This is a genomic window from Streptomyces sp. NPDC012510 (genome assembly GCF_042955065.1).
Taxonomy (GTDB): Bacteria; Actinomycetota; Actinomycetes; order Streptomycetales; family Streptomycetaceae; genus Streptomyces.
Map to the genome: position 1 here is coordinate 20,735 of NZ_JBIBEN010000004.1, position 21,190 is coordinate 41,924.

The window sequence follows — 21,190 nt, forward strand, 5'->3', positions numbered from 1 at the left end:
GAACGTTAATAGACGGGGGTACTCCATTCCAAGCTGTTCCTGATGATCGTTCCGGCTTCCGCCGTGGACTTTACGGGTCATGAGGGGTGGAAAACGGGCGAGTTGACCCTGACTCGGGAGTAACAATCGCGCTGACAGTACGCAAGTCGCTATACGGAGCAAGGTCGGATGGACACGCTCGGTGACAGCGGGCGTGGAAGATGTGAGAGAGACGTGTCGGAGGGGTCAGGAGCGGCGGATCGCCAGAAGGGCCATGTCGTCCGTCGTGCGGTCGCCCGTGTGCCGGCGCACCTCCTCCGCGAGGGTCGTCAAGAGGACGCGCGGTCCGGGGAACGTACGGCCGGACAGGCGCTCGGCCGGGTCGTAGAAGACGCCGTGGCTGTCGCGGGCCTCCGAGAGGCCGTCGGTGTAGAAGAGGAGGGTGGCGCCGGGCGGGAACCCGGTCTCCTCGGCGCGGTCGGGCCAGGTGCCCACATCGTCCAGGCCGAGCGGGAGCGCGGGGTGCGGGGCGTCCAGGGTGCGCAGGGTGCCGTCGGCGTGCAGCAGCAGGGGGGACGGATGGCCTCGGTTGACGATCCGGGCACGTCCGGAGCCATGCGGGAACTCGGCCAGGACCGCCGTGACGAACCCCTCGTACTCGACGTTGGCGTCCCGTCGCGCGGCTTCCCGCCGCGTCGCTTCCCGGGCCAGCGCCCGTTCCAGCCGCTGGGCGACCGCTTCGAGCGTCGACTCCTGCTCGGCCGCCTCCCGGAACGCGCCGATCAGCACGGCCACCGCCGAGACCGCCCCCAGCCCCTTGCCACGCACATCGCCCACGATCAGCCGTACCCCGTGGGGTGAGTCCTGCACCGCGTAGAGATCGCCCCCGATCGACGCCCCGGCCTGCGCGGCCTCGTACCGCGCGGCGATCTCCAGCCCGCCGATCCGCTCCTGCGGCACCGGCAGGACCGCCCGCTGCGCCGCCGCGGCGATCTCGCGGGCGGTGGCGAGCCGGGCGTCGCTGCGGCGGACGAGACGGTTGATGAGCACGGCCAGCGCGGCGACGGTGGCCACCGTCGCGATCTCCGTGATCGCGTCCTCATGGCCCGCGTCGTCGTAGTAGAGCCGTACGGCGGTGATGCCGGCGACCGAGGCGACGCCGGTGATCACCGTGCCGCGCAGCGAGAAGAGCGGGGCCGCGACGAGGGGCGCGGCCGTGAAGAAGGGGACCGCCGTGAAGTCGCGCGGGGTGAAGTGGTCGTAGAAGAGGCCCGTGGCGATCAGCAGGACGGGGAGAACACGGGCGAGCGCACGGGTGTACGAGAACCGCCGGCCGACCGACTCCCTCGCACCCTCTGGCTGCCCCACGGATACAGGGTTTCCGGGGTGGGAGTGCGGGGCTAGTCGGCGGGGCCGAGTGGGCTAGTGGTCATCCCGCTGGTCAGCCCGCCGGTCAGCCCGCTGTTATTCCAGTGAGTTTCGGCAGCTCCTGCAGCTTCTGCAGCTCGGTCAGTTCCGGCAGGGGGAGGGTGTGCTGGGTCTGGAGGACCTTGGCGCGGAGGTAGCGGACGTTGTGGGCGGTGGTGAAGACGCCCGTGGGGACGCGGTGCCGCACGCCGAGGTCAAGGCCGCGAAGCTGCTGCGCCTTGTCGGGGTTGTTGGAGAGCAGGTCCAGCTCGTCGATGCCGAGGGCCTTCAGCATCTGGGCCGCCGCCGTGTAGTCGCGGGCGTCCTCCGGCAGGCCGAGGGCCGCGTTCGCCTCGTAGGTGTCGAGGCCCTGGTCCTGGAGGGCGTACGCGTCGAGCTTGTTGTAGAGGCCGATGCCCCGGCCCTCCTGGCGGAGGTAGAGGAGGACGCCACCTCGGTCGGCGATCCGCTCCACCGCCTCGCGCAGCTGCGGGCCGCAGTCGCAGCGGGCCGAGCCGAACACGTCGCCGGTCAGGCACTCGGAGTGCAGCCGGACCAGCGGGGCCGTGCCGGGGGCCGGGTCGCCGAGGACCATCGCCACGTGCTCCTGGCCGTCGACGAGTCCGTGGAAGGTGACCAGTTCGGCGTCGACGCCGTAGCCGTCATGGAAACGCAGCGGTACCCGGACGCGGGCACGCGGGGTGGCAGCGGGGAAGTCGGGCATGCGGGTTCTCCGGTCCTGGTGCGGATGTCGCTGTGATTCAGATTTGAAGCACATCGCTCGGCAGGACTCTAACCCCTGCTTCAAATTTAAAGCAACCCGATTTGGGATGCCTCACATTCCCGCGTCACGCGGAATTTTCCGCGCTCGCTTCGCTCGACTGGCAGGCGCGGCGGCGCCACGGCAGATCGTCGGAGCCGGTCGCCGCCTTCGGGTCCTCGCCCTGGATGGCCCCCGCGATGGCCGCGCAGATCTCCTCGAACTGGCTGATCTGCTGAGGGCTGAGGTGGTCGAAGACAGCCTTGCGGACCATCTCGACATGGCCCGGTGCCGTGCGTTCCAGCAGGGCCATGCCCTCGTCGGTGAGGACGGCGACGCTCCCCCGCTTGTCCCACTGGCAGTCCTCGCGCCGCACCACTCCGTCCTTCTCCAGCCGGGTCACGGCGTACGTCAGCCGGCTGCGCGTGATCTTGAGGTACTCGGCGAGATCGGTCATCCGCATCCGTCGCTCCGACGCCTCGGAGAGGACGGCCAGCACGGAGTAGTAGAGGTGCGGCAGACCGGCCTCCTGCTGGAGCTGCCGGTCGAGCGCGTCCTCCAGGAGGGTGCTCGCGGCGAGGTAGGCACCCCAGGCACGCTGTTCCTCGGGGGTGAGCCAGCGGGTCGTCATACGTACAGTGTAGTTAGTGTTTAAAACTTGAACCAAGATCCGCCCGACCCCGGCCCCTCGCCCAGCTCCCGTCTTCGCCCGACCCCGCTCCTCGCCCAGCTCCCGTCCAGTCATGGAGTGCGCCGCATGCCCCAGCCCTATGTCCTGCTGTCCGCCGCCGTCTCCCTGGACGGCTACTTGGACGACACCGGACCCGAACGGCTGCTGCTCTCGGGCCCGGCCGACTTCGACCGCGTCGACGAGGTGCGCGCGGCCAGCGACGCCATCCTGATCGGTGCCGGCACCCTGCGCACCGACAACCCCCGGCTACTGGTCAACTCCCCCGGGCGCCGGGCGGGCCGGGTCGCCGACGGACTCCCGGAGTACCCGCTGAAGGTCACGGTCAGCGCGTCCGGTGAGCTCGATCCGACGGCCCGGTTCTGGCACACGGGCGGCGAGAAGGTGGTGTACACGACGGACAAGGGCGCGGAGCGGCTGCGCGGGCTGGGCCTGCCCACCGGGCCGGACGGCGTGGCCGTCGTGTCCCTCGGCGCCGACGTGGAGTGGCCCGCCGTCCTCGCCCACCTCGGCGACGTACGCGGCGTCCGCCGCCTCATGGTGGAGGGCGGCGGCCTCGTCCACACCCAACTCCTCCAGCAGGGGCTCGCGGACGAGGTGCAGCTCGCCGTCGCACCGCTGTTCGTGGGAGAGGCGGACGCACCGCGGATGCTCGGGGCGGGCGCGTACCCCGGCGGCCCGAGGAGTCGGCTCCGCGTGCTGGAGACCCGGCCGGTCGGCGACGTCGTCCTCATCCGGTACGCCCCCACCGCCCCCGGCACCGGCCCGGCCGCCTCCGCCGCCGACCGGCACTGGCTGGCGCTGGCCTGCGAGCTGGCCGCCGAGTGCCCGCCCTCGCGGACCGCGTTCAGCGTGGGCGCGGTCGTGGTCGCCGAGGACGGTACGGAACTGGCCCGAGGCCACTCCCGCGAGGACGGCGACCCCGTGGTCCACGCCGAGGAGGCCGCGCTCGCCAAGCTCGACCCCACCGATCCGCGCCTCGCCTCCGCCACGGTCTACAGCAGCCTGGAACCGTGCGCCCACCGCGCCTCCCGGCCCGCGCCCTGCGCCCGGCTCATCCTCGACGCGGGCGTCCGCCGCGTCGTCACGGCCTGGCGCGAACCGGACACGTTCGTCACCGACGCCGCCGTGGGCAACGCGGTGCTGTCGGCGGAGGGGGTCGAGGTCCTCGTGCTCCCTGAGTACGAGGAGCGGGCGAAGGCGCCGAACGGGCATCTCGCGGCGCCGCGGACGTGAGGGCGGACTGCAGGGGGCGGACGTGACGGTGGACAGCAGGGCGCGGACGCGCAAGGCGTGGACGTGAGAGACGCGACGTGAGCGGCGGGTGATCAGGGGCCGTCGTTAACCCGTGTGCTGGTGGTCCCGCGCATGGCGTACACTGGTTTCAACGACGCGGGGTGGAGCAGCTCGGTAGCTCGCTGGGCTCATAACCCAGAGGTCGCAGGTTCAAATCCTGTCCCCGCTACTGAAAACCTGAGGCCCGGAATCCCAAGGATTCCGGGCCTCAGGTATGTGGCTCAGCTCGGCGTGCCGCCGCCACAGCGTCCGTGTAGAGCTCCCGGGTGAGGTCCTCCAGGGCGACGCCGAGCTCGGCCAGTACCGCGCGAATGTCGTGGAGAGCCGCCCCGACCTCCGATTCCCCCTGGACCAGGGTCTCGATCTCCAGGAACGTGCCGTCCAACTCGGGGACCCGGACCAGGGTGGCCCGCATCTGCCGGCCGTACGCCTCGAAGGCATGGCTGCGGCACCGCTTCTCGAACACGATCGCCGGTACGTGACCGAGGTGCTCCAGGATGGCGTGCGTGATCTGCGAGTCCTCCACGCGCGTCTCGTACTCGGGCTTCGAACCGGACGCCGCGTCCACAGCGGCCGCCTTGAAGGTGAGCAGCGCCCGCCGGTCACCCGTGCGGTGGTCGACCACGAACCGCAGTCTCAGCTCCTCGTCCCGGGCGCGCAGACTGCCGTCGGGTCTGTCGTAGTACGTGTCCTGGTACGTCTCGGACCGACCCTCGGCCCGCTCCTCGAGCGCCCGCGCGACCGCCTCCGGCGCACGGACCCGGGCCTTCAACTCCGCCTCGATCACCGGCCGTTCCCTTCCTCACACCACTCTCCCCTCCCTCCCACTCTCTCCCCCGCCCACCCCCTGAGGGCAGCCCCCGCCACCGCCCGTCACCAGAAGGCCCCGCCCCCGCCGCAGGGCCGTCACCACCCAGCACGGCAGCTTCACGGCGACCACGGCACGCACCGTCCGCCGCCCCGAACAGCCGGCGGACCACTTCCTGCCGCCCTGCCGGTCTGCTTATTCATGCGTGCGCGATCCCGGCCGTCAGCGGAAGCGCTGGAAGAAGGCTCGGAGATCGGTGGTGAACAGGTCAGGTTGCTCCATGGCGGCGAAGTGACCGCCTCGGGGGAATTCGGAGTTCTCGTCCCAGCCCCAATGGCCTGGGTCCTCCTCCCGCTTGGCTTGCTCGTCGATCCACCGGTGGTGCGCCTCCCAAGCCGACTGTTTGGAGGTTCCGAGGGCCGCGCCGATCTGGGACCACGAGGCACCGGCCCTGCGGGCGGAGCGAACAGACAGTTGACGACCGTAGAGGGCCTTCCGGGCGATCAGCTCACCCAGCGAGAGCAGCTCCAGGGCCTCACCCTGCGACAGCGGCGCACTCTCCGGGGCGCCCAGCCCGCCCGCAACGTCACCCTCGGCCTCGTCGTCCGGTGCCGCTAGGGCATCGCGCGTCCGAAGGACGTCGTAGCGGGCTACCGCCGTCAGCAAGGTGAAGCGGCCGTCGAGGTCATCGGGTGTCGTCGGCATAGATCGAGTGTCTCGTCAGGCCAGCTTGACGTCAAGGCAACCTGACAGCAGCAGGCGCACTTAGACCACAGGTCGTCCGACAGTCATGGACCCGGGGCCTGCGGGGCTGTTTATCGGCGACAGCCACTCGGCCGATGACAGCAAGGGACCGCGCCGACCTCCTCGCCGGAGTCGCCGTGCGGCGAGGTCGTTCGCCCGGTCGCCGGTGAGTTCGGCGACGCTCTCAGCGGATCCTGCGACAGGGTGCCGCATAGGACCGGCACCGCGCCCCACGTGCTTTCTGCCTGGACGAGACCAGTGCTACGGGCCGCGAAACCTCGAGCGCCCTCGCTGTCCGCAACACGGCGTGGGCCACTCCATTGGTCACCCCGGGCACGAGGGCGGCCTGTCCGCTCTGGAGCTTCGCGGCCTACGTGAAGCCAGGTCGGGGGCAGGAGGCTGACCATCAGCACCGGTTCTCGCGCCCAGCCGAGAGTGTGGGGCGCAGCAGGGACAGTCGTCCCTGCTGCGCCCACTCCTGCAAGAGCCGTCCACGGTCTAGCCGAGATCGGATCGACCGTAGAGGGGACCCCGGTGCCGAGAGCTGGGCGGTCATCTTTCTCCGTGGTCCCCGCACCCTCCGTGGCCAGGGGAACTTGTGCCTTCCGCCGCCCGGCGGGCCGCGCCGTGGGGTTGGAGGGGTGGCCCGCCGCTTATCTGCCCCATATCTTGCGATAGGCCTGCCGGTAGCCCTCGGAGTCCCACGACAGTGCGCCGCCGCTGTTGGAGGCGGTGGTGATGTGGACCGGGGCGACGTAGCCGCTGTCGGCCCTGCCGGCGAAGGCTCGGTTGAACTCGTCGATGATCTGCCAGCCCTGTTCGGAGAGGGGCTCGGGCACGGTGGCGGACTGGTATTCCCTGCCGTTGATGCGCCGGAAGGCCGACGGGTCGCCGTCGCCGGCGCCGATGTTGAAGGGAGCGCCGCCGCCCTGCCGGTCGTCGGCGCGCAGAGCGGCGGCCGCGTGCTCGAAGTAGAGGTCGTTGATGGCGGCGGAGTACGTCCACTCGCTTCCGAACCGGGAGAGGAGGGATGAGACCGCCTCGACGGTACGGCTGTTGGCCTCCGGGATCGGGATGTCCTCGTAGCTCAGCAGTCTGACGTCGGAGCAGGTGGCGAGTTCCTTCTTGATCAGGTCGGACTTGCGCTTGGCGAACGGTATCGAGGCGTCGGTGAACAGGACGACACCCGCGCGGCCGTTGGACCGGGCGATGATCCAGTCGGCGCTGATCCGCGCGACGTCCTCGACCCTGGTGGTGATGTTGCTGAAGAGCTCCGGGTCCTCGCTGGGACCGGGGGCGTCGACGGCATGCCAGCCGATCAGCGGGATACCGGCCGTCCGGGCCTGACGCACCTGTGCGGACGTGGACTTGGGATCGAATCCGCCGATGACTATGCCGGCGGGTTCGAGCGCCACGGCCTCGGCGAAGGCAGCCTCGATACCGGCGGGCGTGCCCTCGCCATTGATGACGCGGACCTTCCAGCCCATGACCTTGGCGGCCTCCTCGACGCCCTGGGCGACGCCGGTGACACCGGGGTTGGCCAGGGTCTGCGCGACGAAGACGATCGTCTTGCCGGGAACCGCCCGGGGGCCGGTGGTGGGTCCGCCCCACGGCGCGTCGACGCTTTCGGCCTTCTTGACCGCCGACTTGGCACGGGTGAGGGCGGCTGGGCAGCCGGGTTTGGCGGATTCGGCTGTGGTCGCGGCGGTGGTCGAGCCGCTGTCGCAGCCCACGACAGCGGTGGACAGGGCCAGCAACGCGGCGGCCGACGCGGTCGCCTGGCGGGTGGCGTGCAGCACTGGGGTCTCCTCGCAGGGCAGAAGGGGGTACAGGACACGTGGGGGGAGGAGATGAGCAAAGACACCGACGGCACTCCTGGAGCCGGCCGGGCTCCGCGCCGCCGGGAATGTAGCAGGGGGGCGGGTGGGCGACAGGCCGTCACGACATCGCAGGCCGCCGCACGACACCGAGCCCTCTCACGACACCGAGCCGCCGCACGACACCGAGGTGACGGTCTGCCGCCGCCCCACGGCCGCCGGCAACGCCGCGCCGAGCGGACGACTTACGCGACGCCGCCCATGCCCGAGGCACAGCCGCCACCGAAGACCACCCGGAACCCGCGGGCCACATCGTCCCCGCGGGTCACATCGACCGCGCGGCCACACCGACCGCGCAGACCGTGCAGGCCACCCGCGACACACACGCCGCCTCGAACCCGCAGGCCGTGCGGAGCGCGTATGCCGTCCGGGCCGCGCATACCGCCCGGAACCCGCAGGCCACACAGACGGCACCGGCCGACCTCGACAGGCGTGCCACACGGACCGCACGGCGCCCGGCGCACGGCGCGCCCGGCTTCGACGTGGTCACACCGCTCCGGACATCGGCCGGCCGCCGTCCCCTCGACGTCGGAGCCAGACCAGCACCATGTCCCTGCATAAGCCTTCAAATGATTTGTAATCAACTCTTGATGCCATATCGCCGATCCAACCTCCGCCCGAACGATAGTCTCCGCACGGCCGGATTCAGACACGTGGCGCAATCACTTCGTACCTATCAGCGATGGGGACGGCAATAGTGTCACGCTCCGCTCCCGGCGCTGTGCGGTCCGGCACGAAAAGACACCCCGGTCACCGCCCAGGAACACGACGAAGGAGGCCCGGGTGTCCGTGAACACAGTGGACCCTCCCCCGCTCTCGGCCGCGCCCGAGCGGAGGGACCACCACCCCGCACCCGGCCCTCCAGGGCCCGCAGAGGCGATGCCTGCGCTGCGCCGGAGAGCGGGAGCCCTACTCGACCGATGGCCGTTCCGGAGGAAACTCACCGTCCTGGTGAGCGCGCCCGTCGTGGTCGTCGGCCTGCTGCTCGGCGCCGGTATCGTCAACCAACTGGAACGGGCCCGGGACGCCGACCGCATAGCCGACCTGGTGCGCGACAGCGAGCAGGTCGCGAGACTGATCAACGACGTACAGGCCGAACACCGGCAGGCCCTGGTGCTGTCGGTACGGTACGAGTCGGCCCGCCCCGGAACCGCCCTGCCGGCGCCCACCGACTACCGCCGGGCGCAACAGGACACCGAAGCCCAACTCTCCGTCGTGCGTTCCGTGTTCGGGTCGAGCCTGCCGGCCGAGGAGAAGCAGGCCCTGGAGTACATCGACGGTCTGGCCGTCCTGCGCGACAAGCTCGAACGGGGCTATGTGCCCGCCGCCAACATCGACCCGGCGTACGCCTCCGCGGTCGACTACCTGATCGACGGCATCGGCCTCGACCGCTTCTCCGACAGCTCGTCGTCCTCGGTCACCACACTGCTCGACACGGTGTTGCGCGCCGACTCCGCCCACGCCTCCTTCGAGAGCGCGGTGTTCTCCGCCCAGACCCGTGACGCCAACGCCCTCACCGAGTACTCGCGGGCGGTCAGCGCCCACGCGCTCTACCAGCACCAGTCGGACCGGTTCAGCCGGATGGCCACACCGAAACAGGTCCTGAGCCTCACCGGCATCGAGCGCAGTTCCGAACGGACCGGCCTCGAGGCACAGTTCACGGCGCTCCAGATCGACCCGGGTTCTCTGCAGAACCAGACACCGCAGGAGCTGCGCCAGGAGATCAAGGCCGGGGCGAAGCATGCCGACACCCGCCTCGGCATCACGCGGTCGCTGATCCGACAGATCGCCGCCCGGGCCGACGCTGTCTCGTCGAGCGCTCTGCGGGAGGCGCTGCTGATGCTCGGCCTGGCGCTGCTCGGTTTCGCCGCCTGGCTCACCTTCTCCCTCCTGGTCCGCCGCTCGGTCGTACGCCCGCTGGCGGCCCTCACCGACGCCGCGCAACAGGTCGTCGACGTGGCGGGTGAGGAACTGGCCCGGGTCGCGGACGACGAGGCCGCCGACAGCTCCCCCCTGCGTCCTCGGCCGATCCCGGTCCCGGTCCGCGACGAGATCGGCGAGTTGGCCGAGGCGTTCAACCAGGTGCAGACCACCGCCGCCGCGCTGCTGGAACGGCAGGTGCTGAGCCGCCGCAACGTCGCCGAGATGTTCGGCAACGTCGGCCGCCGCGTCAGCAACCTGACCTCGCGCCAGCTCGCGCTGATCGACGCCGCCGAACGCGAGGAGACCGACCCCGAACTCCTCGAACAGCTCTACCGCATCGACCACATCGCCGTACGCCTCCAGCGCAACGCGGACAGCCTGATGCTGCTCGCCGGTATCCGTGAGACCGGCGTCGAGGCCCGGCCGACCTCCCTGGCCAACGTCATCCGGGCGGGGCTCGGCCGGATCGAGCGCTTCCAACGGGTGTCGCTGCGGGCCGAGTCGGACGTCACCGTCGCCCCCGACATCATCGGCGACCTCACCCTGATGCTCGCCGAACTGCTGGAGAACGCGGTCGCCTTCTCCCCGTCGCACACGCCCGTGGAGGTGGTCGTCCGCCCCGGCACCGACGTCACCTCGGACGGTGGTGCGCTGGTCGAGGTCATCGACCACGGCCTCGGGATGAGCGCGGAACGCCTCGCGGAGGAGAACGCCCGTCTCGTCCGCCGGGAACGGCTCGACCTCGTGCCGACCAGGGTGCTCGGCCTCTTCGTCGTCGGCAGCATCGCCCGGCGCTGGGGCATCGAGGTGGCACTCAGCCGTACGCCGGGCGGCGGGGTCACCGGCACCGTCTGGATCCCCTCCGCCCTCCTGCTGACCATGAGTTCCGTGGACCCGGCCCCGTCTTCGGCCAAGAGCCCGACCGGAACCCTGACGGCACTGCCGACAAGGTCCGGACGGGGTGCCGGGCGAGGACCCGAGGAGGAGGCCGTCGCCGAGCATCCGCACCCGGACGGACACGAGGGCCGAGAGCCCCGAACCACGCCGACGGCTCCCGCCACCGAAGCCCGGCCGACGGCTCCCGTCGCCGGAGCGCACCCCACAGCCCCCGCCACCGAGGCGCGACCGCCGACCCCCTCACCGCACGACCCCACAGCCCCGTCACCGCACGACCCCACGGCCCCGTCACCGCACGACCCCACGGCCCCGTCACCGCACGACCCCACGGCCCCGTCACCGCAGGGCCTCCCACGGCGTGTCCCGGCCGGCAGCCGCACGGGTACCACCGCGGACGGGGGCGCCGCCGCCGAGGAGCCCACCACGGACACGCCCCGACAACTGCGCAGACGGGTGCGTGGCGCGACGCTCGCCAGGACCAGCCCACCGGCCGACCGGGGGAACCAGGCCGTACAGCCCCCGGCCGACGCCGAAGCGGTCCGCGCGGAGATCGACGACTTCGAGGCGGCCGTACGCAGGGCGGAGCAGGACAGCGCCCTCAGCGGAACCACATCAGCGCCATCAGCGCCATCAGCATCATCAGCTCCATCGGCACCATCAGCGCATCGGGAAACCCAGAGGGAGTCGGGCAGTGACGACGTCGACAGGTGACAGCAGTTCCGAGCAGACGATACCGACCGACCTGCGAGCCGCCGCGGCCGATTTCACCTGGCTCCTCGACCGGTTCGCCACGGACACGGCCGGCGTTGTCGACGCCATCGCGGTGTCGTCCGACGGTCTGCTGATAGCGGCCTCCCGGCTACGTGAGCATGCCGACTCCGAGCGCCTCGCCGCGATCGTGTCCGGCATGACGAGCCTCGCCGCGGGCGCCTCCGGCAACTACGGTCTGGGCGGCCTCAACAAGGTCATCATCGATCTGGAGGGCGGCCACGTACTGGTGTCGGCCATCGGCTGCGGCGCGGTCCTCGGCGTGGTGACCTCGAAGGAGGCGAAGCTGGGCAACATCGCCTACGAGATGACCCTGTTCGCCAACCGGGCCGGGGGCGCGCTCACCCCCCAACTGGTGCTGGAGCTCAAGAAGACCGTCGGTGCCACGTCGGCCGGCTGAGCGTCCCGACGCCGGGGCACGTGCACATGGACTTCGGAAAGGGATCGTGATGGCCGTCGGTGGACCAGCACCACACGATGCGGCGGGAGCCTCCGGCGACTCACCGGAGCCGGTCGGCAGCGCCCCTGCCATCCGTCCGTTCCTGCTGACCGCCGGCCGGGTGTCGGGAGGGGGCACCGCGCTGCCCATCCCCATCGAGACCCAGGTCGTGTCGACGTCGGCGGGGCTGTCCGTCCTCCACACGCTCACCTTCGAGCACCGCGACATCATCGCCGCCTGCCGGCAGCCCCAGTCCGCGGCCGAACTCGCCGCCCAGCTCCGGTTGCACCTCAACGTGGTCCGCGTGCTGGCCGAGGACCTGTGCGCCGCCGGGCATCTGGCGATCCACAGGCCGAACGCCAGAGCGGCTCAGGATCTCTCCGTACTGCGAAGGGTTATCGATGGTCTCCGCGCCGTCCCCGACTCCCGGGGCACACTCCGTGACTCCGGTTGAAGAGCCGCCCCTGCCCGTCAAGCTGGTCATAGCCGGCGGTTTCGGGGTCGGCAAGACAACGGCCGTGGGTTCGATCTCCGACATACGACCGCTGACCACGGAGGCCGCGATCACCGAGGTCGCGGCCGGTGTGGACGATCTCACCCACACTCCGGGCAAGACCACCACCACGGTCGCCATGGACTTCGGCTGCATCACCATCGACCCGACGCTGAAGCTGTACCTCTTCGGCACACCGGGCCAGGACCGGTTCGGCTTCATGTGGGACGACCTCGTGGAGGGCGCCCTCGGCGGCCTGGTGATCGTCGACACGCGCCGTCTGGACGACTGCTACGCGGCGGTGGACTACTTCGAGCACAAGGGACTGCCGTTCGCGGTCGCCGTCAACGCGTTCGACGGGAAGGTCGGGCACGATCTGGACGAGGTGCGGTGGGCACTGGACGTCTCGGAGCACGTACCGCTGTTCGTCTTCGACGCACGAAGGACCGGCTCGGTCCGCGACGCCCTGCTGGTGGTGCTCGACATCGCGCTGTCCAAGGCCCAGAACGCCACGGCGGGCTGATCTCCGCACGCCCCGTGAACGACAGGAAGGGAGCACCGGACCCGAGGGCACGGTGCTCCCTTCCGTACGGGGAGAGGACGGATCAGTCGACCGCCTCCACCCTGAGGTCGTCCACCCGGAAGCGGCCTGCGGAGCCACGCAGACCCAGGTCGATCGAGATGTTGTCCACACGCCCGTCGTTCACGGTGGTGTACGTACGTTCGAACAGCCTCCACTCGCCCTCAGCGGTGTCGCCCTTCGGCAGCCAGTTGCGCTGCTCGGAGCCGACGAGGGTGCCGCCGCTGCGGGAGTAGACGAAGGCGTACGCGCCCACGCCCGTGCCCGGGACGTAGTCCTTCAGCTGGTACCGGAAGGACACCTTGTAGGTCTTCCCGCCGGTGGCCTTGATCGGTGACGCACCGGACTTGCGGTTGTGGAACCACTGGTTGAGGGCGGCGCTCCCGCTGGTGTCGGTGCTGGTGAAGGAGAGCGCCCGTCCGCCCGCGCGCCCGCCGGTGTCGTCGACGGCCAGCGTGTACGGACCGGTGCCCGCCTGCTGCCAGAGGTCGCAGTCCGCGACCTCGAAGCCGTCCGTGTACGGCAGGGTCACCTCGCAGCTCTCCACCGGGGACACCTTGAGGTCGTCGACGCGGAAGCGGCCGGAGGAGCCGCGCAGACCGAAGTCGATCGAGATGTTGTCCACGGAGGGGTCGTCGACCGTGGTGTAGGTCCGCTCGAAGTACTTCCACTGGCCGTCGGCGGTGTCGCCCTTCGGCAGCCAGTTGCGCTGCTCGGAGCCGACCAGGCTGGCGGCGCTGCGGGAGTAGACGAAGGCGTACGCACCCACGCCCGTGCCCGGGACGTAGTCCTTCACCTGGTACCAGAAGGACACGGTGTACGCCTTGCCCGGCTGTGCGGTGATCGGCGAGGTGCCCGTCCCACGGTTGTGGAACCACTGGTTGAAGGAGGCGCTCCCGCTGGTGTCGGTGCTGGTGAAGGAGAGTGCCCGGTCGCCGGTGCGCCCGCCCGTGGTGTCGACGGCCAGCGTGTACGGACCGGTGCCCGCCTGCTGCCACACGTCGGGGTCGGTCGGCTCGAAGCTGTCGTGGTAGACGGGCGCCAGCAGGTCGTACGCCTCGTACACCCGCTTGATCAGCGCCGATTCGTCCACTCCGGGCTCCTTGGCCGCCTCCTCGACGGCGTCGACCACGTTCGTGAACCGGGCGAAGCTGCGCGGGGTGTAGTCCTCGGCCGCCAGTGCCCGTGCCTGCTGGAGGACGGAGGCGAGCGAGTCGGCCGTGATCAGCGCGGGCTCGGCGGTGACCGAGGTGGCGCCGTCCACAGTGCGGGCCACGACCTTGTAGTACATCTGGCCGCCGTAGACCTTGTCCTTGTAGGACTGGGCGTACCGGTCGTCCAGCAGCTTCTGCCAGCCGGCGCCGCCCGCACGCGGGTCGGTGGCCGCGGTCTCGGGGTCGGAGGTGCGGTACAGGTCGAAGGCGACGGCCGCCTTCGGCTTGGTCCAGGAGACCGTGCCGGTGCGCTCGCCGAACCGGCCGGTGGCGATGACAGTGTCGTCAGCCAGCGCCTCGGTCGTGACCCGCGTGAACGCACCGGCCCTGTCGGCGGCGACGCCCGCGTGGACGACGTCCACCATCGGCACGGAGGCCTCACCGGCCTGCTGCCAGTGCACCCCGTCCGGGGAGACCAGGGCCAGCACCCGGTCCGACCGCGGCAGCCGCACCAGCTTGACGTACGGGAACTCGCCTACGCCGTAGCCCTTGAGGTCCTGGGTGAACGGGCTGCGGGTCATACCGCCCGAGGCGGTGCGGCCGGCGAGACCGATGCCGATGTCCTGGCGGGTGTCCAGGCTGCGGTGACGCAGTTGGAGCGCGCCCTTCGCGTCGGCGCCCAGGTAGACGTAGCGGCCGATGGCGTCGGTGGTGTCGCGCAGGATCACGCCCCGCACGCCGCCGTCGCCCGCGCTGTTCTCGGCGAGCTTCGCCGAGACCGCCGTACCGCCCTGCACCAGCCTGCTGACCTGTGTGTACGCGTCGGAGTGGAACCGGTCGACATGGACCGCGTCGTCACCGCCGCCGAATCCGTCACCCGACGCGCCCTTCACGGTGACGGTGTCGCCGCTGACCGAGACCGCGCCGCGGCCGGCGCCGCCGATCGCGTCGTCCCGCCAGGCGGTGTCCCGCAGCGCGGCCGTGGCGCCGGGCTTCACCACGGCCCTCGCCGGGTTGGAGGCGCGGCCCGAGCCCTGCCCGTTCACGGGTACGACCCGGTAGGAGAAGGTCTCCTTCCCGTCCTTCGACACCGGCAGGGAGTCGTCGACGTACGAGACGCCCTTCACGCCCTTGGCGACCGTACGGTACCGGCCGGTGGCGGTGGTGGCGCGCTCGATGGTGTACGAGGTGGCCCCGGCGGCGCGCGACCAGGTCAGGCCGACCTGCCGCGAACCGGGCGTGGTCACCGCGACGTCCACCGCGGACGGCACATCGGCCGCGACCCGGTCGGTACCGAGGTCGAGGACCACGGCACGGAACGGGACCAGCTCCACCTTCCCCTGACGGACGGGGAGCTGACGGCCCGACACCAGGTCACGGACCTTGCTGCCGGTGAAGTCCCGGGGCAGCCTGACGTCGAAGGCCCGCTCGTTGCCGTACACCTTCCGGGTGGTGTTGATCGCCATGAAGTACTGGCCGTAGCGGGTGGTGAGCAGGTCGGGGTAGCCCGCGTACGGCGTGTCCTGGAGGTAGTTGTCCCGCTCGACCGTGCCGACGCCCGGCTGGTGGGTGACCGGGATCAGTTCCCCGGCCAGTGCCAGCGGACGGTCCGGCTTGGTGTAGCGGTCGTGGAGGATGTTCTCCTCGGCCGAGGCCGCGCGCGGGTAGTAGCTCTTCGAACGGAACTCGCCCTGGGTCCGCACCTGGACCAGCTGCTCGTACTCCCCGTCGTACTGGGCGTGCAGGCGCCCGTTGCCCGCGAACCCCTTGTTGCGCTCGAAGAGGTTCCCGAAGAGGTGCTTGTCCCCGTCACGGGCGGAGACGAACAGGTTGTCGATGTCCACCCAGGCGAACCGCCGGTCCTGCCTGTCCCGGTCGACGCCGAGCGCGGTGAGCTCCTCGTCGGTGTAGCGGTCGAGGTCGGTGTGCGGCAGTACGACTCCGGCGGCGGCCTGCCCGAACCGCTCGTAGGAGCCCCGGCCGCCGGTGACGTACGCGTACGTCCGCGGCAGCCGCAGGTCGTAGCGGTGGTTCGCCAACACGGTGGAGAAGTGCTTGAAGTACTGGTTGTCGACGAGCTGCTGCTGACCGTAGCCCACGGCTTCGCGGGCGTAGCGCCAGTACTTCGCCCACTTGTCGCCCGCGTACTTCTCCTGGTGGTCGGCCATGTACTGCTCCAGCGAGGCGTACGCGAGGCCCCGGCCGCTGCCGGTGTCCGTGCCGTAGGAGATCTTGCCGGGGTAGGCGGTGTTGCGGTCGTCGACGACCTGCTGCATGACCATCACGCGGTAGCCGTCGGCGTCGGTGCCCTGGTAGCGGGTCTGGCCACGGGCGTGGATGTTGGTGAGCGCCAGCTTGAGTATCTCCTCGTTCAGCTTCTCGTCCCCGGCGTGGCCGAGGGTGCGGAAGAACCAGGAGGTCAGGTAGTTGGCGGACTCGCCGTAGCTGCCGACGTAGCCGTTCTCGCGGGTCAGGCCGGCGGCGGTGATGCCCGTGTAGTGCTTGCCGTACGGCAGCCGGCGCACCACGTCACCGTCGGCGTCGAGCTTGCTCTTGGCCAGGCCCTTCATCACGACCTGGAGGTAGTCGTCGGTGTAGACGGCGTTGCCGTCGTGCTGGAACAGGGAGTGGTAGAGGTCCAGCTTCCCGCCGTCGGGACCGACCAGGACCTCCTCGCCGAGGAAGGGGCGGGAGCCCAGCGACTCGCCGACGATGGCGTGGCTGCGCGCCCGGCCCTCGTAGAACTCGGAGCCGATGACGCGCAGTCCCTCGTGGGCCTTCCAGGCGCCCTCGTAGGTGTACATCACCTGGTTGTAGATGTACGACAGCCGGGAGCGCGCGAAGTCGAAGTTGGCCTTCAGGACGCGTTCCCAGGCCTCACCTCGGGTCAGCTCCCCACCCTCGAAGTCGGTGCCCGCGAGGGAGTTGGCGCCGTCCGTGGTGCCCGTGGTGAAGGGCTCGTCGAGGAGGGCGGCGAACTTCTCCTCGCCATAGACACCCTCGTCGGCGATCAGGTTCTCCACGATGTACAGGGCCTCGCCGAGCGCTCCGTAGTAGCCGCCCCAGTCGGACTGGTGGCCGCCGTTACCGAGGCTCTTGACGTTGCCGTAGTACTGCCTGGTGTAGTTGTCGATCGACTTGAAGATCCGCTCCAGCGCGGCGGTCTTCTCGGCGTCGGTGCGCGCCGGGGACCAGTCGGTCAGCAGGGTCTCGGCGTAGAAACGCAGGTCGTCCTTGTAGCGGGTGATCGACATGGTCGCGTCCGGCTTGGCGTCGGACTGCGCGGACAGCGCGTCGAACAGCTCGGTCTGCGTGGTCCGGTACTTGTCGATCAGGGCCTGCTCCTCCGCGGCGGAGAGCGCCGGAGCGGCCTTGGTGGTGACCTCGTAACCGGTGTCGTCAGCGTCGGCGAGGGAGATCTTGGGGCTGGTGTGGGTGATGGCCTGGTAGTACCGGCGGGACTTCTCCGTGGCCGAGGCGGTCATGCTCGCCGGGAAGGTGCGGATGATGATCTCGACCTTCTCGTGCCCCTGGGTCGAGGCCAGGGGCAGCATCGCGGTGGAGAAGAAGAACCGCCCCTCCAGGCCCCTGCCCGTGCCGTAGTTGATCGGCTCGTAGTCGGCGGTGCCGCGGTAGTTGGCCTGCTCGCCGTTCACGTACAGCACCGTGCGGTACCCGGAGACGTCCTCGCCCCAGAACTTCAGGCTGAGGTAGTTCTGCCGGGCGGGGTCCACCGCCATCCGGAAGACGAGATCCCCCAGGTGGGGCCCGGCCGGTGACAACGGCTCGGCCACCCGTGCCGTCCGTCCCCCCGCCCCGTCCACCACGGTCGTGGAACCGCCGGTGAAGGCGTGCGCCTCCTCGGAGGCACTGTCACCGAAGGTCACCGCGTCGAGCCGGTCGCCGGTCGCGTCGGCCTGCGCGGCCGGGGCCGGGGAGGCCGACGCGGTGAGGGGCGAGATGACCAGGGGCAGGGCACACAACAGCACCACCGCCGCACGTCTGAACGCCTGCGGAGCGGTACGTGGTTCCCACCGCGATCCGCCCGGCGCCCTCTTACGGGCCATGAACATGACTCCTCCTCAAGCACCAGGGGCCGGTGTGCGGCACCATCCACGTCAGCAAACGTTTTCTGCGCGGAATGTAGCGGTTGCGCCTGTTCGGCGGAAGCCTCCTGCCGCAAATGAAAAATTTCGACCACAGAGGAGCCCTCAAGGTGACAAACGGTTACATGCTGTGCTGCGGCACCGTGACGGAGGGCTTCTCAAGTACTGGGCCGGGCCCAGGGGGGAGAGGCTCCCTGGGCGGGCCCGACCCTGACCGGAGCGCTGTGGCCTCGACGCGTCCGGCAGCCGCTGATTCGTCCGCCCAAGCGGCACCCGATCCCCAGGCCACGAGCGCATCCGCTCACGCAGTGACTTGAGAACGAAGCAGCGCCCGACCCGACCGAAGCCGGCTCAGGCGCTGCGTAGCAGGTCAGAGGGGATGCCCCCCGCCCGCGAACCGTAGGCCCTGTGGGACTCGAACCCACAACCAATGGATTAAAAGTCCACTGCTCTGCCAATTGAGCTAAGGGCCCAGGCGTGGTTGCGTGATGTTGCCTCCATGAGCATAGCCGGACACGGCCGGGAGTCCGATCGGGTATCGGTGTCCGGCCGCGTCGTGGGCCGTAAAAAGGTCCGCCGCAGAACGGAACAGGCGGAAGAACGGCGGAAGATCGGGGGAAGCCGGGCCGGTCGACCGGTGGCCGCTCCCAGGGTCGATGGGCTCCGGCGCCCCCTTCGTGCCGCCTCCCGGGCCGCGCCGCGCTCATGCTCGTGACCGACACCGGGGACGTGATATGTGCCACACCACGGCCGAAGGGTCATCAAGACCGGACAAGCCCGAAGGGCCCGTACGACCGGAGTCGTACGGGCCCTTCACTGCGTAGGTCCGTCTCAGTCGACGTCAGCCGTTGCGCTTCCAGCGCGGCTTCTCGTCGCGGCGGCCGAAGGAGGAACCAGTACCGGTGCCGGTGCCGCGGTGGTCGTCACGACGGCCGGACGGGCGCTCGTGGCCGCCGGAGCGGAAGCCCGGACGGTCGCCCTGCCGGTCGCGGTTGAACGGACGGTCGCTGCCGCGGTGCCCGCCACGCTCGTCGCGACGCTCGAAGGAGCGGCCGCCACGGTCGTTGTCCCGGCGGAACCCGCCACGGTCGTTGTCACGACGCTCGAACGAACGCCCACCACGGTCACCGTCACGACGGTCGTCCCGGCGGTCGAAGCCCCCACGCTCGTTGTCCCGACGGAAGCCACCACGGTCGTTGTCACGACGCTCGAACGAACGCCCACCACGGTCACCGTCACGACGGTCGTTGTCCCGACGGAACCCACCACGGTCGTTGTCACGACGCTCGAACGAACGCCCACCACGGTCACCGTCACGACGGTCGTTGTCCCGACGGAACCCACCACGGTCGCCCCGGTCGTTGTCACGACGCTCGTAGCCGCCGTTGCCCCGCTCCTCGCGGCGCTGACGCGGCTGGTCGTACGAAGGACGCTCGTACGCCGGGCGCTCGTGGCCCGGCTGCTCGACGATCGCGGCCGGGGCCTCGACCGAAGACGCTTCCTCCGCCTCCACGGCGGCGACGGCGGCGGTGGCCTGTGACGCGGCGGCGACGGCCGCCTCCGGGTCCTCGCCCCGCTCGCGCGCGGCCCGCGCGGTCAGCCGGTCGGCCTCCTCGCGCAGCTCGGCGGCGCGGCGCGTGGCCCGCTCCAACTGCTTGCTGAGGTGAGCGACTTCACGCTCGGCCTGCTGCGCGGCGTTGCCGGCGGACTCGGCCTGGACCTCGGTCATCGACCGGGCACCGGTGATCTCCGCGACCTCGGGGTCGAACGTCGAACCGCCCTGGATGATGTGACGCCCGGCGTCGACGCCCGCGTCCTCCATCAGCCGGAAGATCTGGCGGCGCTGGTGCGGCAGGGAGAGGGACACGACCGTGCCCGTACGCCCGGCACGCGCCGTACGGCCCGCGCGGTGCAGGTAGTCCTTGTGGTCGCCGGCCGGGTCCACGTTGAGCACCAGGTCGATGCCGTCGACGTGGATGCCCCGGGCGGCGACGTCGGTCGCGACGAGCGCGTTGACGTAACCGTCCTTGAAGTCGGCCAGCGTGCGGGTACGCGCGCCCTGGGTCATACCGCCGTGCAGCGCGTCCGCCTTCACACCGGCGTCACGCAACTGCTCGGCGATACGGTCGGCACCGAGCTGGGTGCGGACGAAGATGATGGTGCGGCCCTTGCGGGAGGCGATCGCGGCGGTGACCGGCGCCTTGTCCTTGGGCTTCACGATCAGGATGTGGTGCGACATGGTCGTGACGTTGCCCTGGGCGCTGTCGACCTCGTGCGTGACGGGGTTGCTCAGGTAACGCTTGACCAGCGTGGAGATCTCGTTCTCCATCGTCGCGGAGAACAGCATCCGCTGGCCGCCGGCCGGGACCTGGTCGAGCAGCTCGGTCACCTCGGGCAGGAAGCCCAGGTCCGACATCTGGTCGGCCTCGTCGAGGACGGCGATCTGGACGTTCTCCAGCGAGCAGGCACCACGGTTGATGATGTCGCGCAGACGGCCGGGGGTGGCGACGAGGATGTCGACCCCCCGCTCCAGGGCGTAGATCTGGTTGCCCATGGAGGTACCGCCACAGACGACCTTCATCTTCAGCCCGAGGACGTCGCCGTACGGCTGGAGGGCGTCCGCGACCTGCATCGCGAGCTCACGGGTCGGGGTGAGGATGACGGCGCGCGGCTTGTGCTTCTCGGTGCGGCCGCCGGCCAGCGTGGCCAGGGTCGGCAGACCGAACGACAGGGTCTTGCCCGAGCCGGTGCGGCCACGGCCGAGGATGTCCTTGCCGGCCAGGGCGTCCGGGATGGTCGCCGCCTGGATCGGGAAGGGGACGGTCACGCCGTTCTGCGCGAGCTTGCGCACGACGCCCTCGGGGAGGCCGAGGTCGGCGAAGGTGGCCTGCGGGGCCTCCTCGACGGAAGCGCTCGTGGCGCCCTCGACGCCCTCGACGTCCTCGCCGTTCTCGGGCACGACGACGTGATCAGTAATGGAAATGGACATGCGTATGCGAAACCTTCCGGAGTCTCGTCGGCACGCGCCCGTCAACTCCGTGATTCGCACACGACCGCCTCTATGCGGTCCGCCACGGCAAAGGAGAGTACGCGCCACACGGCGCGCTCTGCGGTGGCGCCGGGCAAATGGGATCAAACGATCTACCACCATACGCACCCCCCACCCCTCAAGGCAAACCGAGCCGATAACAGCAGGTCACAGCACCCCTACGAAGCCCCGCGAGGGGCTCGGTGAACTGCGCGACCAGCCCTCACCCCACCCGCACCCGCC

13 protein-coding genes and 2 tRNA genes are annotated in these 21,190 nt (G+C 70.3%); 6 read left to right on the forward strand and 9 right to left on the reverse strand.

Annotated features, from left to right (window positions below; genetic code table 11):
- Positions 1-225: 225 nt before the first annotated feature.
- The 3 genes from ACFY9I_RS07920 to ACFY9I_RS07930 all read right to left on the reverse strand — a co-directional run bounded on the left by ACFY9I_RS07920 (position 226) and on the right by ACFY9I_RS07930 (position 2,777).
- Positions 226-1,347 (reverse strand): SpoIIE family protein phosphatase, encoded by a 1,122-nt coding sequence (locus ACFY9I_RS07920; protein WP_390998168.1) that lies wholly within the window; start codon positions 1,345-1,347, stop codon positions 226-228.
- Positions 1,348-1,432: 85 nt separating this feature from the next.
- A complete protein-coding gene (gene ribA / locus ACFY9I_RS07925; RefSeq protein ID WP_390998173.1) occupies positions 1,433-2,110 on the reverse strand; it encodes a GTP cyclohydrolase II RibA in 678 nt (225 codons plus the stop codon).
- Between the two features lie 124 nt (positions 2,111-2,234).
- Positions 2,235-2,777 (reverse strand): MarR family transcriptional regulator, encoded by a 543-nt coding sequence (locus ACFY9I_RS07930; protein ID WP_390998176.1) that lies wholly within the window; start codon positions 2,775-2,777, stop codon positions 2,235-2,237.
- A 126-nt stretch (positions 2,778-2,903) separates the two neighbouring features.
- Here ACFY9I_RS07930 and ACFY9I_RS07935 point away from each other — a divergent pair, with 126 nt between their 5' ends.
- Positions 2,904-4,070 (forward strand): dihydrofolate reductase family protein, encoded by a 1,167-nt coding sequence (locus ACFY9I_RS07935; RefSeq protein WP_390998179.1) that lies wholly within the window; start codon positions 2,904-2,906, stop codon positions 4,068-4,070.
- Between the two features lie 155 nt (positions 4,071-4,225).
- Positions 4,226-4,299, forward strand: a tRNA-Met gene (locus ACFY9I_RS07940).
- Positions 4,300-4,338: 39 nt separating this feature from the next.
- On the opposite strand, the gene ACFY9I_RS07945 is transcribed toward ACFY9I_RS07940, so the two are convergent.
- The 3 genes from ACFY9I_RS07945 to ACFY9I_RS07955 all read right to left on the reverse strand — a co-directional run bounded on the left by ACFY9I_RS07945 (position 4,339) and on the right by ACFY9I_RS07955 (position 7,478).
- Complete coding sequence (locus tag ACFY9I_RS07945; protein ID WP_390998181.1) at positions 4,339-4,917, reverse strand: CYTH domain-containing protein; 579 nt, start codon at positions 4,915-4,917, stop codon at positions 4,339-4,341.
- A gap of 243 nt (positions 4,918-5,160) precedes the next feature.
- Positions 5,161-5,643, reverse strand: coding sequence for a hypothetical protein (locus ACFY9I_RS07950; protein ID WP_390998184.1), 483 nt, complete (start codon positions 5,641-5,643; stop codon positions 5,161-5,163).
- Positions 5,644-6,335: 692 nt separating this feature from the next.
- The gene (locus ACFY9I_RS07955; protein WP_390999129.1) at positions 6,336-7,478 is read right to left on the reverse strand and encodes a substrate-binding domain-containing protein; all 1,143 of its coding nucleotides are present in this window, start codon (positions 7,476-7,478) and stop codon (positions 6,336-6,338) included.
- Between the two features lie 1,032 nt (positions 7,479-8,510).
- On the opposite strand from ACFY9I_RS07955, the gene ACFY9I_RS07960 reads away from it, so the two are divergent.
- Genes ACFY9I_RS07960 through ACFY9I_RS07975 form a run of 4 tightly spaced genes read left to right on the forward strand, consistent with a single transcriptional unit; the run spans position 8,511 to position 12,602 of the window.
- On the forward strand, positions 8,511-11,090 hold the full coding sequence (locus ACFY9I_RS07960; RefSeq protein WP_390998186.1) for an ATP-binding protein: 2,580 nt from the start codon (positions 8,511-8,513) through the stop codon (positions 11,088-11,090).
- A complete protein-coding gene (locus tag ACFY9I_RS07965) occupies positions 11,071-11,547 on the forward strand; it encodes a roadblock/LC7 domain-containing protein (RefSeq protein WP_390998189.1) in 477 nt (158 codons plus the stop codon). Before ACFY9I_RS07960 ends, ACFY9I_RS07965 begins: the two co-directional genes overlap by 20 nt.
- Before the next feature lie 49 nt (positions 11,548-11,596).
- Complete coding sequence (locus ACFY9I_RS07970; protein WP_390998192.1) at positions 11,597-12,040, forward strand: DUF742 domain-containing protein; 444 nt, start codon at positions 11,597-11,599, stop codon at positions 12,038-12,040.
- Complete coding sequence (locus ACFY9I_RS07975; protein ID WP_390998195.1) at positions 11,988-12,602, forward strand: ATP/GTP-binding protein; 615 nt, start codon at positions 11,988-11,990, stop codon at positions 12,600-12,602. Before ACFY9I_RS07970 ends, ACFY9I_RS07975 begins: the two co-directional genes overlap by 53 nt.
- Before the next feature lie 82 nt (positions 12,603-12,684).
- Here the strand turns inward: ACFY9I_RS07975 and ACFY9I_RS07980 are convergent, their stop codons facing one another.
- The 3 genes from ACFY9I_RS07980 to ACFY9I_RS07990 all read right to left on the reverse strand — a co-directional run bounded on the left by ACFY9I_RS07980 (position 12,685) and on the right by ACFY9I_RS07990 (position 20,908).
- The gene (locus ACFY9I_RS07980) at positions 12,685-17,880 is read right to left on the reverse strand and encodes a Tat pathway signal protein (RefSeq protein ID WP_390998198.1); all 5,196 of its coding nucleotides are present in this window, start codon (positions 17,878-17,880) and stop codon (positions 12,685-12,687) included.
- Between the two features lie 439 nt (positions 17,881-18,319).
- Positions 18,320-18,392: transfer RNA gene (locus ACFY9I_RS07985), tRNA-Lys, on the reverse strand.
- Between the two features lie 368 nt (positions 18,393-18,760).
- Positions 18,761-20,908: a DEAD/DEAH box helicase gene (locus ACFY9I_RS07990; RefSeq protein ID WP_390998201.1), complete on the reverse strand. Its 2,148-nt coding sequence runs from the start codon at positions 20,906-20,908 to the stop codon at positions 18,761-18,763.
- Positions 20,909-21,190: the final 282 nt, after the last annotated feature.